The following is a 12225-nucleotide window of genomic DNA, read 5'->3' on the forward strand; positions in this document are numbered from 1 at the left end:
ATCGCGTTGTCTGACAGCAGTTTCCCGGGCTCACGTCAGCAGTGGCTCGATTCGGAGGAGTCGCTCCGGGTCCGGCTGCGCCAAGAACTCCTGCGGCGCCAGCTCGAGGCGCATCTGCGCGGGCGTCGGGGCACGGTGCTCGACCTCGGCGCCGGTCAGGGGCACAAATCACTGGAGCTTGCGGAGCGCGGTCACACGGTGGTCGCTGCCGAACCGGACGACGACATGCGTGCCGTGCTGCACGAACGGATCGCCGCGGCCGCGCCGGAGGTGCGCGACCGAATCACTGTGTCGCCCGCGGGTTTCGGCGCACTCGTGGCGTTCGCCGACCGTCGCTTCGACGCGGTGCTCGCTCTCGGGGTGCTGATGTATCTCCCGTCCGGCACGGCGGCGGTCGCGGAGGCGGCGGAACTCGTCGCGCCCGGCGGCATACTCGCCATCGCCGTACGCCTGGACGTCTCGGCTGTATGGCGCCCGGCGCGTCTCCAGGACTGGCCGGCCGCGCTCGTCGCGCTCGAGCAGTGGGAGCAGGCCAGGGCCGGCGGCTCGGATCTGCGCTACACCAACGAGATCGGTGCACCCGCGCGAGCCGATTCCTTCGATCGACTCGTCGCCGCCGCGAGCGACGCGGGGCTGCACCTGGAGCAGTGGTACGGCATACGCATCGCCTACGACCTGGCCGACGACGAGCCGGCGCCCCCGACGGAAGCAGCCGAGCTCGAGACACTCATCGCAGTGGAGGAGCGACTCGGCGCGATGGACCCCTTCCGGCAACTCGGCCAACTCGCGCACCTGGTCTTCCGTCGCCCGGCCTGACATACGCTCGGTGTCATGTCTGAGGTGTATGTCGACTGGGCCCTGGCCAAGCGCACCGGCCGCCGGTGGGTGTCCGACGGCCCCGACACCACAGCGGCCGAGGCCGCCGGTGTCGTGGCGGAGCTGCGCGCTGCCGCGCACCGGGCGCTGCAGCCGGTCGCCGACACCGCCCGGCTCGACGCGTCGGCGGGCGCGCAATCGCCGGTGTATGTCGTGGATCGCGCCTCCTGGATCGACGTCAATGTCGAGTCGATGGCGGCGCTGCTCAACCCCGTCGTCGACGCGCTGACCGCGAAGCGGAAGGCCGGACCGCGCGCCCGCGCCGTCGGTGCCAAGGTCACCGGCACCGAGACCGGTGCACTGATGGGTTTCGTCGCGAGCAAGGTCCTCGGGCAGTTCGACCTGGCACCCGACGGTCAGCCGAGCCTGCTGCTGGTCGCGCCCAACATCGTCAGCGCCGAACGCGAACTCGGCGTCAGCCCCTCGGACTTCCGGCTCTGGGTGTGCCTGCACGAGGAGACCCACCGTGTGCAGTTCACCGCCGTGCCGTGGTTGCGCGAGCACCTGATCAACCGCATCCGCACTCTCGCCGTCGACATGGTGCCCGATCCCGAGATGCTGCAGCAGCGGCTGCAGGCCGCCGCGAAGGCGCTGCCGGGGCTGCTGCGCGAGGGCAGCGGCGGCCTCACCGATCTCATCGGCACTGCCGAGCAGCGCGCCGAACTCGCGAACGTCACCGCCATCATGTCGCTGCTCGAGGGCCACGCCGACGTCGTCATGGACGACGTCGGCCCGCAGATCGTGCCCACGGTCGAGGAGATCCGCCGCAAGTTCAATGCACGGCGCAAGGGCAGCGTCGGTCCGGATCGGATCATCCGCCGGCTGCTCGGCCTGGAGGCCAAGATGCGCCAGTACCGCGACGGCGCCGCCTTCTGCCGTGCGGTCCAGCAGAAGGTCGGCGTCGACGGCTTCAACGCAGTCTGGGCGGCCCCGGAGAACCTGCCCACCGCCGACGAGATCTACGCACCGGCGAGCTGGGTCGCCCGCGTGCACGGATAAGCACCCATGACGGGCCCACACCCCGCAGTCGCTGCCTGCCGCCGGCAGGTGCGTGCCGCGCTGTCCGACGCAGTGCTTCCCGCGGGAAGCACTGCGCTCATTGCCGTTTCGGGTGGTCCGGACTCGCTGGCGCTCGCGGCGGCCGTCGCCTTCGAGGCCCCGAAGCTGCGGATCAGGACCGTCGCGGTCGTCGTCGATCATCAGCTGCAGGACGGCTCCGCAGACGTGGCGCTGCGTGCCGTCGAGCAGTGCCGTGATCTCGGTGTGGATCACGCCGAGGTGCGCACGATCGACGTTCCGCGGACCGCCGATGGACCCGAGGCCGCTGCCCGGACTGCCAGGTATGCCGCCCTCGAGGCGGCGGCTGCGTCATACGACGCCGGTGCGGTGCTGCTCGGCCACACCCGCGACGACCAGGCGGAGACGGTGTTGCTCGCGCTGGCACGGGGTTCGGGGCCGCGGGCGCTGACGGGTATGGCGCGTGTTGCACCGAGATGGCCGAGGAGCGACGAAGGAGCGTCTCGAGGTCGCTCGGAGGGTCTTCGGGACCTCGAGACGCCCGCTCGTGCCTCACGGGCTCCTCGGTCACCGAGGTGGATGCGGCCGTTGCTCGACGTGACGCGCGCGCAGACGCACGCCGCTTGTGCGGCGCTGCACCTGGAGCCGTGGCACGACCCGCACAACGACGATCCGCGTTACCTGCGGGTGCGCGTCCGCCAGGCGCTCGCCGATCTCGAGGCCGACATCGGCCCGGGTGTCGTCGCGGGCCTCGCCCGCACGGCGTCGCTGGTGCGCGACGACCTGGATTACCTGGACGACGAGGCGACGCAGCTGGCCGATGCGCTCGGCGAATCACCCTGGCCGGCCGACGAATTGGCCGCCGTCGCCACCCCCTTGCGGACGAGGGTATGGCGCGAGCTGCTGCGCCGGGCAGGTTCGCCCGCAGCTTCGCTGGGCAAGGTCCACATCGAGGCGGTCGATGCACTGGTGACCGGCTGGCACGGGCAGCAGCCGATCCACATTCCCGGTGCTCTGCAGGTCCGACGCGGTGCCGGGCTGATCCACGTCGAGGGCCGTCGGGTTCAATAGGGCTCATGGATTCCAGCCATATGGGCAATGACCTGGACCACGTCCTCTTCACCGAGAAGCAGATCCATGCTCGCCTCGAGGAGCTCGCGGCCGAGATCTGGCGCGATTACCACGACAAGGACGTGCTGCTGGTCGGTGTGCTGAAGGGCGCGATCCTGGTGATGGCGGACCTGATGCGGGCGCTGCCCGGATCGGCCCCGATGGACTGGATGGCGGTGTCGTCATACGGCTCGGGCACCAAATCCAGTGGGGTGGTGCGCATCCTGAAGGACCTCGACACCGACATCACCGGCCGGCACGTGCTCATCGTCGAGGACATCATCGACTCGGGCCTGACGCTCAACTGGATCCGCGCCAACCTCACCTCGCGTGAGCCGGCGTCGCTGGAGATCTGCACCCTGCTGCGCAAGCCGGAAGCGGCGAAGGTGGAGATCGACTGCAAGTACGTCGGCTTCGACATACCCAATGAGTTCGTCGTCGGTTACGGCCTCGACTACGACGAGCGCTACCGGAACCTGCGCGACATCGGCACCCTCGCCCCACACGTCTACTCGTAAATACTCACAACTGCCACACGTCACGCGAGTGGGTCGCATCTACAGCTGTCGGCGCTGATACGGAACACCACTCACCGCCCGCGCGTTGATCCAGCCGGGACACCGAAAAGTAGCTTCGCTACCGGCGGTGTACCGTCTACTGGTCTGTCATGGGCTCCGCCCAACTCAAGCAGGAGGATCGGGGCACGCCCCGCAGGTACATGAACTTCAAGCGCGTTCTTCGCAGCCCTGGGCTCTGGGTCATCCTCGTCGTGCTGATCGGCGTGCTCTGGCTCGCTGTCGGCAATGTCGGCGGCTATCAAAGCATCGACACCTCGCAGGCCGAGAAGCTCATCTCGTCCAAGCAGGTCGACTCGGCGACTCTGACCCCCGACTCGATCAAGCTGACCCTGAAGGATCCGACCACGGTCGGGGACAAGAAGGGCCTGACCAAGGTCGAGGCCAACTACGTCGATCCGCGTGGCGACCAGCTGGTCAACCTGCTGGCGAAGAACCCGCCGACCAACGGCTTCACGGACGACCCGCAGAAGCAGAGCGTCTGGCTGTCGATCCTGATCAGTATGGCGCCGTTCGTGCTGTTCATCCTGATCTTCTGGTTCCTGATGAGCCAGATGCAGGGCGGTGGCTCCCGCGTCATGCAGTTCGGCAAGTCCAAGGCCAAGCTGGCCACCAAGGACATGCCCAAGGTCACCTTCGCCGACGTCGCCGGTGCGGACGAGGCGGTCGAGGAGCTCGAGGAGATCAAGGATTTCCTTGCGGCGCCGAAGAAGTTCCTCGACGTGGGCGCCAAGATCCCCAAGGGCGTGCTGCTCTACGGCCCTCCCGGCACCGGTAAGACCCTGCTCGCGCGAGCCGTCGCCGGCGAGGCGGGCGTGCCGTTCTACTCGATCTCCGGCTCGGACTTCGTCGAGATGTTCGTCGGTGTCGGCGCCAGCCGCGTGCGTGACCTCTTCGAGCAGGCCAAGGCCAACGCTCCCGCCATCATCTTCGTCGACGAGATCGACGCCGTCGGTCGCCACCGCGGTGCCGGCCTGGGTGGCGGTCACGACGAGCGCGAGCAGACCCTCAACCAGTTGCTGGTCGAGATGGACGGCTTCGACGTCAAGACCAACGTCATCCTGATCGCGGCGACCAACCGCCCCGACATCCTCGACCCGGCGCTGCTGCGCCCGGGCCGGTTCGACCGGCAGATCGCGGTCGAGGCCCCCGACATGGGCGGGCGTCACCACATCCTGCAGGTGCACGCCAAGGGCAAGCCGATGTCCGGCGACATCGACCTGCTGGCTGTTGCCCGTCGTACGCCGGGCTTCTCCGGTGCGGACCTCGCCAACGTGCTGAACGAAGCCGCACTGCTGACCGCTCGCTCGAATGCGCAGGTCATCGACAACCGTGCGCTGGACGAGGCGATCGACCGCGTCATGGCCGGTCCGCAGAAGCGCACCCGCGTGATGAGCGCCAAGGAGCGCAAGATCACGGCATACCACGAGGGCGGGCACGCCCTGGTCGCCGCGGCGCTCAACCACACCGACCCGGTGCACAAGATCACGATCCTGCCGCGTGGCCGCGCACTCGGTTACACGATGGTGCTGCCGGTCGACGACAAGTACTCCACGACCCGCAACGAGCTGCTCGACCAGCTCGCCTACGCACTCGGCGGCCGTGTCGCCGAGGAGATCGTCTTCCACGACCCGAGCACCGGCGCGTCCAACGACATCGAGAAGGCCACCGGGCTGGCCCGCAAGATGGTCACGCAGTTCGGCATGAGCGAGCGTGTGGGCGCGATCAAGCTCGGCTCGGGCAACTCCGAGGTCTTCCTCGGCCGCGACATGGGTCACGAGCGCGACTACTCCGAGGAGCTCGCGGGTGTCGTCGACGAGGAGGTGCGTCGGCTGATCGAGGCGGCGCACGACGAGGCGTGGCACGCCCTCAACGACAACCGCGACATCCTCGACAACCTGGTGCTCGAGCTGCTCGACAAGGAAACGCTCGACGTCCACCAGTTGGAGGTCGTCTTCCAGGACGTCCACAAGCGCCCGCAGCGCAAGGTCTGGCTGTCCAGCGACCGTCGCAACGTCAGTGACCGCCCGCCGGTGCTGACCCCCGCCGAGCGCGAGGCGGTCGCCAAGGGCGTCGACCTGGAGAAGGACGAGAAGCAGCAGCAGGCGGAGGTCCACCCACCTGAGGCGGTCGTCGAGGTGCCGGACGGCGGTTATGTCGACCCGACCGAGGATTGACCTGGAGCGAGCAGCAGCCGCAGTGCGCGAGCTGTTGCTCGCCGTGGGTGAGGACCCCGACCGTGAAGGTCTGCAGGACACCCCGGGCCGGGTGGCACGTGCGTATGCCGAGACCTTCGCCGGCATGTGGCAGAGCCCGGAGGAAGCGCTCAGCCGCACGTTCGCCGTCGACCACTCCGAGCTGGTCATCGTGCGTGACATCGAGGTCTACTCGACCTGCGAGCACCACCTCGTCCCGTTCCACGGGGTGGCCCACGTCGGCTACATCCCCGCCCCGGACGGCCGGGTCACCGGACTGTCGAAGATCGCCCGGCTGGTCGACGTCTTCGCCAAGCGACCGCAGGTCCAGGAGCGGCTGACCACCCAGATCGCCGATGCCCTCGTCGATCACCTGCACGCGCAGGGTGTGCTGGTGGTCGTCGAGTGCGAGCATCTGTGTATGTCGATGCGCGGCGTACGCAAACCCGGAGCCATGACCATCACCTCCGCGGTGCGCGGGCAGCTGACGAATGCCGCCACGCGTGCCGAGGCGATGAGCCTGATCAACGCCCAGAGCCGACGCTGATGGTTGCGGCGAGCGTGCTGCCGCAGCGTCCCGCCGATCGGCCACTGGTCATGGGCGTCGTCAACGTCACCCCGGATTCCTTCTCGGACGGCGGTCTCTTCTTCGACGCGACGGCTGCCGTCGCGCACGGCCGTGAGCTGGTCGGGCAGGGCGCGGACATCATCGACATCGGTGGCGAGTCGACGCGGCCGGGGGCCGGGCGGCCGACCGTGCAGGAGGAGATCCGGCGCGTCATACCCGTCGTCGAGGGCCTGGCCGACACCGGCGTCTGGATCTCCGTGGACACGATGCGTTCCGAAGTGGCCCAGGCGGCGGTCGATTCCGGTGCACGGATCATCAACGACGTGAGCGGGGGACTGGCCGACCTGCGGATGACATCGGTGGCGGCCCGGACCGGCGCCGGTTTCGTGGTGATGCACTGGCGCGGGCACAGCCACGACATGCAGACCCGCGCCGTCTACGGCGACGTCACCGCGGACGTATGCCGGGAGCTGGCCGACCAGGTCGGCGCGGCGCTCGACGCCGGGGTGCGGCGCGAGCAGATCGTGATCGACCCCGGTCTCGGCTTCGCGAAGACCGGTGAGCAGAATTGGGTTCTGCTGCAACATCTTTCGGCGTTCCAGGACATGCAGCTGCCGGTTCTGGTCGGCGCGTCGCGCAAGTCCTTCCTGGCAAGGGTCGGGTCCCGGGATGGCGGGCCGGTGCCTGCTGAGCAGCGGGACTTCGCGACCGCGGCAGTGTCCGTGGTGCTCGCGCAATCCGACGTCTGGGCGATCCGAGTCCATGACGTCCGGTCGACCTTCGCTGCCTGTGACGTCGTCACTCACCTGCGAGAGGCGGCCCAGTGACCGACAAGATCACGATCACCCAGCTCGCGGTGACCACGCCGCACGGGGTGCTCGCGCACGAGAAGCGTGAGCCACAAAGGTTTTTCGTCGACATCGTCATCGAGTGTGATCTGTCGTCGGCCGGCACCAGCGACGACCTCGGGCAGACGATCAGCTACGCCGACGTCGCGCAGGACGCCGAGCGGATCATGCTGCAGCCGCCGGTCGACCTGATCGAGTCGCTCGCCGAGCAGATCGCCGCGTCGGTGCTCGCCCGGCCGGCCGCCGAGGCGGTCGAGGTCACCGTGCACAAGCCGGATGCACCTGCGGGCGTTGACTTCTCGTCGATCGGGCTCACCGGCCCGGCCGTGACGGTCCGCCGCGAGCAGCACCGACCAGTCGTCATTGCGCTGGGGGCCAACCTCGGCAATCGCGTGCGCACCCTGGAGTCGGCGGTGCGCTCGCTGGGCCGGATCGAGGGCCTGGCACTGACCGAGGTCAGCGGCCTCTTCGAGACCGATCCGGTCGGCGGGCCCGCCCAGCCCGATTACCTCAACGCCGTCGCCGTCGGCACGACCCGGCTCGCGCCATGGACGCTGCTCGACCGGCTGCACGAGATCGAGGCAGGTCGTGGACGGACCCGTGAGATTCGCTGGGGTGCACGCACACTCGACCTCGACCTGATCCAGATCGGCGATCCTGACGCGGACACCGATCTGCGCTTCGGGTCCGAGAAGCTGACGCTGCCGCACCCGCGTGCGGCCGAGCGTGCCTTCGTCCTCGCGCCGTGGCTGGACGCCGACCAACGGGCGCACCTGCGCGTCGGCCGGAAGGTCGTGCCGGTCGCGGAGCTGCTGCGCTCGGGCGACGCCAGCGGCATACATGTCGGTCCGCAGTGGCGGCCGCTGTGAACCAGTCCGCGGTCACCTGGCGGCACGCGGCGGGAGTCAGCGCCGTGGTGCTGCTGATCTGCTACGGCCTGCTGCGCTGGACCGATGCGCACGGCCACGCTCTCCCGCACATGTCGTGGTTCCTCCTGGTCACGCTGGTGCTGCTGTCCTTCGCGGTCCTGGCGGCCGGCTGGGAGGTGCGGGCCTACCTCAACGGCACGTCGATCCGTCCGCCCTCACCGCAGAAGGCCCGCCGAGCGCTGGTGGCCGCACAGGCCTGGGTGCTGGCCGGCGCCATGTTCGCGGGATGGTTCGCGGCATACGCGCTGGTCGAGCTCGGCAGGCTCGACGCGGGCAGCGCGCTCGGCGGCATGATCCAGGCGATCGTGCTCTGTGTCGGCTCGGTCGGCGCCGTCATCGTCGGCCTGATCGTGCAGAGCTGGTGCCGGATCCCGAAGGACAAGGACGACGACGACGCACCGGGCGGCGGATCCATCCGGATCTGAGGCGCCGATGCGCTTGACTGTATGCCGTGAGCGAACCGATCCTGCCCATGCCAGACGTGCCGCCCGGACTGGTCGCGAGTGTGCCCGACACACCGGATGTTCCGGACATCATCGAATTGCTCGCCGCCCACCAGATGGCCGCGCACGGCAGTAGTTCGGTCGACCCCGGCATGGTCGCCTCGAATGTCGCGGGCGCCGGGTCGTGGACCCGTCGGCAGGCGCTGGTCCGCGACGCCGACGGAACGGCGACGGCCTGGGTGGTGGTGCACGATCGCGCGGCCGGGCGGACGGTCGTCGAGATCTCCGCGCGGCCGGAGGTCACCGACGACCTCGCCGCGAAGCTCTTCGCGTGGGCGAGCGAGGAAGCACGCACGATGATGCGCGTCCGCGGGCTGACCGTCACCCAGCTGGACTCGGGCGCGTATGCCGGGGACGGTCGCCAGCAGCGGTGGCTGACCGCTGCCGGCTACGGACTGGCGCGCACCTGGCTGCAGATGAGCCGGCCGGTGACGGCCGATGATGCCGACCTGCCGGCGCCGCGGGAGGGCGTGACGGTCCGGCCGATCCGGCTGCACGACGACGGAACGCCGGTCGCGATCGACCTGCAGGCCGTGCACCTGGTGCTCGAGCAGTCCTTCGCGGATCACTTCAACTCCTATCGGGAGAGCTTCCCCGAATTCGTGCAGCGACTCCGCGAGGACCCCGGACACCGTTGGAAGCATTGGTGGTTGGCCGAGGTCGAGAGCGATGGGGTGCTGCTCCCCGGCGGAGCCGTGGTCGGCACCGTGCTCCCACCCGATGCGTCCGGAGCCCCGGGCAGCTACATCGACTACATCGGAGTGCACCGGCGGTCGCGCGGTCGAGGCGTCGCGAAAGCGTTGCTGCGCACCGTGATCGGCGACGCGCTGCAGACCGGAAGCAATCGGGTGGGGCTGGAGGTGGACGCCGATTCCCCGACCGGGGCCGACGGGCTCTACACGTCGATGGGCTGGGTCACGTCATACAAGACGGAGAGCTGGCACCGCGACCTGTCGCTCACGGCCGACTGACCGGTTCGCAATCTCGCCGAGAGGACACCCGAACGCCCAGAGGACACGCGATTGGGCCGATTTCGACCCGGATACGGGTGTCCCCTCGGTGATTGGGTGTCCTGTCGGCGAAGGAGCGTGCGGTCAGGCGTCGTGGGTGAGGCCGAACTGCGCGCCATACGCATCGCGGACGACGGCCACCCGGCGAGTGCCGCCGACCGCCCTGGGCCCGTCGACGACGGTGCCGCCGGCGTCGGTGATCACCTTCAGCGACGCCTCGAGGTCGTCGACGTGCAGGTGCGGCTGGACGTTGGTGCTGCCGGGGACGAGGCCGATCTGCTGGCCGTCGACGTCGAACCCGACGTAGTAGTCGGAGTCGGCGTTCGGCTGGATGCCGAGCAGCTTGATGTAGAGCTCGCGAGATGCGGCAAGGTCGGTGGTCGGCAGCAGAACGGTCTGGAAGTTGCCCATGGCGGAAGCCTTTCGAGGTTCGATGACGACGCACCGGCGTGCGTCACTTCGATGACGATCGGGCTTCGCGGAGTGTGACCGCATCAACGCGACGGACTGTGATGGACTTGCTCCATGGATGAGCAGACCAGCGTGTTCGTGGCGGAGCGGCCCCGACTGGTGCGGATCGCGGAGCGGCTGCTCGGAGATCACGCGGAGGCAGAGGACGCCGTCCAGAACGCGTGGCTTCGGTTGGCGCGCAACGAAACTCCGATCGACAACCTGCCGGGCTGGCTCACCACGGTGACCACCCGCCTCTGCCTCGACCGGCTGCGCAGCAAGCTCCCGGAGCCGGAGGACGACCTTGAGTTCGACCTCGACGAGACCGCGCCGGACCCGGCGGACGACGTCGTGCTCGCGGACTCGGTCGGCACCGCGCTGCAGGTGGTGCTGGACCGGCTCGGCCCCTCCGAACGTGTCGCCTTCGTGTTGCACGACAGTTTCGCCGTCGACTTCCCGACGATCGCCACCATCCTCGACACCTCGCCGGTGGCGGCGCGGAAGCTGGCGTCGCGGGCACGCCGGAAGCTGACCGCGGGCAGCGCCGGTGATCGGCCAGCAGCACGCCCGGACCACACAGCGGTCGTGGATGCTTTCCTGCACGCGGCCAAGGGCGGCGACCTCGAGACATTGCTCGGTCTGCTGGCACCGGAGGTTGTCGTCGAAGCGGCGGACGCAGCCGCACTCGCCCTGGGCTCGCGGAACCTCGTCGGCCGCGAGCAGGTCCTCGGCCTGGTCAACGGCGGGATGAAGACCGCGTTCCCGGTCCACCTCGGCGAGCGCCCGGCCCTGGCCTGGATGCAGCGTGGCGAATACAAGGTGGCTTTCGACATCACGATCGTCGACGGGCAGATCCGGCGGATCGACCTGCGCGCCGACCCGGAGGTGCTGGCCACCGTCCGGAAGCGGTGAACCCGCTTCAGTAGGGCTTAAGTCGAACGTCGGCAGGACTCAGTAGGACTTCGGCAGGCCGAGGCTGAACTGCGCCACGAAGTTGAGCGCCATCTCCCGGCTGACCGGTGCGATCCGTGTCAGGCGCACATTGCCGATCAGGTGCACCAGACCGAACTCCTCCGCCAGACCGTTGCCGCCGTGCGCCTGCACCGCACGGTCGACCGCGTTGCAGGCGGCCTCGGCGGCGGCATACTTCGCCATGTTGGCCGACTCCCCGGCCAGCATCAGCTCCCCGGCGTCGTAGAGCGCGGCTGCGCGCTGCGTCATCAGCCGGGCCAGTTCGGTCTCGACATACGACTGGGCGAGCGGGTGGGAGACCGCCTGGTGCGTGGCGATCGGCGCTCCCCAGACCTCCCGTTGCTTGGTGTATTCGACGGCCTTCGCGATGGCCCGTCGCGCCATACCCGTGGCGGATGAGGCGGCCATGATCCGCTCCGGGTTGAGCCCGGCGAAGAGCTGCTCGATGCCGGCGTCCGCGTCGCCGACCAGGGCGTCCTCGGGCAGGCGCACATCGTCCAGGTGCACGACGAACTGCTTCTCGGGGCCGACGATCCCGATGTCGATCCGGGAATAGGTGAACCCCCGGGCATCGGTCGGTATGACGAACAGCGCGGGTCGCAGCTTGCCGGTGCTGTTGTGAGCCGTTCGGGCCACGACCAGCACGTCCGACACCTCGTCGACCCCGGAGATGAAGGTCTTGCCGCCCTTGAGGACCCACTCGCCGGTCGACTCGTCCCGCGTGGCCGTCGTCCTGATGTTGTGCGAGTTGGAACCCGCGTCCGGCTCGGTGATCGCGAATCCCATCTTGCGGGTGCCGTCCGCGAATCCGGGCAGCCAGCGCTGTTTCTGCTCCGGTGTGCCGAACCGTCCGATGATCGTTCCGCAGATCGCCGGTGAGACCACCATCAGCAGCAGTGGGCAGCCCGCCGCCTGCAGCTCCTCGGCGACCGCGGCGAGATCCCCGATGCCGCCGCCCCCACCGCCATACTCCTCGGGTATGGCGACGCCGAGATAACCCTGACGTCCCGCGTCGGCCCACAACTCGTCGGTCTTGCGGTCGTCACGAGCGCACTGCAGCCAGTAGCTGTCGCCATACTTCGCCGCGAACGCGGACACCGACTCACGCAGTGCGCGGCGCTCGGGGGACTCGGTGAAGGCGATCTCGTTCTCGGTCATGGGTCCTCCAATAG

The 12225-nt window shown here is 69.0% G+C and carries 13 protein-coding genes; 11 read left to right on the top strand and 2 right to left on the bottom strand.

The features are described 5' to 3' along the window. Window positions 1–6: 6 nt before the first annotated feature. From VG502_RS21460 to VG502_RS21505, 10 genes are all read left to right on the top strand, one after another. Window positions 7–816 carry a class I SAM-dependent methyltransferase gene (locus tag VG502_RS21460; RefSeq protein ID WP_325552373.1) on the top strand — a complete coding sequence of 270 codons (810 nt, stop codon included), beginning with the start codon at window positions 7–9 and terminating at the stop codon, window positions 814–816. A 15-nt stretch (window positions 817–831) separates the two neighbouring features. Beyond that, complete coding sequence (locus VG502_RS21465) at window positions 832–1875, top strand: zinc-dependent metalloprotease (protein ID WP_325552374.1); 1044 nt, start codon at window positions 832–834, stop codon at window positions 1873–1875. Between the two features lie 6 nt (window positions 1876–1881). Then, window positions 1882–2964 carry a tRNA lysidine(34) synthetase TilS gene (gene tilS / locus VG502_RS21470; protein WP_325552375.1) on the top strand — a complete coding sequence of 361 codons (1083 nt, stop codon included), beginning with the start codon at window positions 1882–1884 and terminating at the stop codon, window positions 2962–2964. A 5-nt stretch (window positions 2965–2969) separates the two neighbouring features. Next, complete coding sequence (gene hpt / locus VG502_RS21475) at window positions 2970–3521, top strand: hypoxanthine phosphoribosyltransferase (RefSeq protein WP_325552376.1); 552 nt, start codon at window positions 2970–2972, stop codon at window positions 3519–3521. Window positions 3522–3721: 200 nt separating this feature from the next. Further along, window positions 3722–5755, top strand: coding sequence for an ATP-dependent zinc metalloprotease FtsH (ftsH, locus tag VG502_RS21480; protein ID WP_325552464.1), 2034 nt, complete (start codon window positions 3722–3724; stop codon window positions 5753–5755). Beyond that, on the top strand, window positions 5733–6320 hold the full coding sequence (gene folE / locus VG502_RS21485; RefSeq protein ID WP_325552377.1) for a GTP cyclohydrolase I FolE: 588 nt from the start codon (window positions 5733–5735) through the stop codon (window positions 6318–6320). The genes ftsH and folE overlap by 23 nt, the downstream gene beginning before the upstream one ends. Further along, window positions 6320–7168 carry a dihydropteroate synthase gene (gene folP / locus VG502_RS21490; protein WP_325552378.1) on the top strand — a complete coding sequence of 283 codons (849 nt, stop codon included), beginning with the start codon at window positions 6320–6322 and terminating at the stop codon, window positions 7166–7168. The genes folE and folP overlap by 1 nt, the downstream gene beginning before the upstream one ends. Continuing rightward, the gene (gene folK / locus VG502_RS21495) at window positions 7165–8058 is read left to right on the top strand and encodes a 2-amino-4-hydroxy-6-hydroxymethyldihydropteridine diphosphokinase (protein WP_325552379.1); all 894 of its coding nucleotides are present in this window, start codon (window positions 7165–7167) and stop codon (window positions 8056–8058) included. The genes folP and folK overlap by 4 nt, the downstream gene beginning before the upstream one ends. After that, a complete protein-coding gene (locus tag VG502_RS21500) occupies window positions 8055–8543 on the top strand; it encodes a DUF3180 domain-containing protein (protein WP_325552380.1) in 489 nt (162 codons plus the stop codon). The genes folK and VG502_RS21500 overlap by 4 nt, the downstream gene beginning before the upstream one ends. 26 nt (window positions 8544–8569) lie before the next feature. Next, window positions 8570–9592, top strand: a complete 1023-nt coding sequence (locus VG502_RS21505) for a GNAT family N-acetyltransferase (RefSeq protein WP_325552382.1) — start codon at window positions 8570–8572, stop codon at window positions 9590–9592. Between the two features lie 123 nt (window positions 9593–9715). Here VG502_RS21505 and VG502_RS21510 read toward each other — a convergent pair whose 3' ends face one another. Continuing rightward, a complete protein-coding gene (locus VG502_RS21510; RefSeq protein WP_325552383.1) occupies window positions 9716–10042 on the bottom strand; it encodes a VOC family protein in 327 nt (108 codons plus the stop codon). Between the two features lie 114 nt (window positions 10043–10156). On the opposite strand from VG502_RS21510, the gene VG502_RS21515 reads away from it, so the two are divergent. Beyond that, window positions 10157–10993, top strand: coding sequence for a sigma-70 family RNA polymerase sigma factor (locus VG502_RS21515; RefSeq protein ID WP_325552385.1), 837 nt, complete (start codon window positions 10157–10159; stop codon window positions 10991–10993). A 39-nt stretch (window positions 10994–11032) separates the two neighbouring features. On the opposite strand, the gene VG502_RS21520 is transcribed toward VG502_RS21515, so the two are convergent. Beyond that, window positions 11033–12211 (bottom strand): acyl-CoA dehydrogenase family protein, encoded by a 1179-nt coding sequence (locus VG502_RS21520; RefSeq protein WP_325552387.1) that lies wholly within the window; start codon window positions 12209–12211, stop codon window positions 11033–11035. Between the last annotated feature and the right edge of the window lie 14 nt (window positions 12212–12225).

The organism is Flexivirga sp. (assembly GCF_035551235.1).
Taxonomy (GTDB): Bacteria; Actinomycetota; Actinomycetes; order Actinomycetales; family Dermatophilaceae; genus Flexivirga.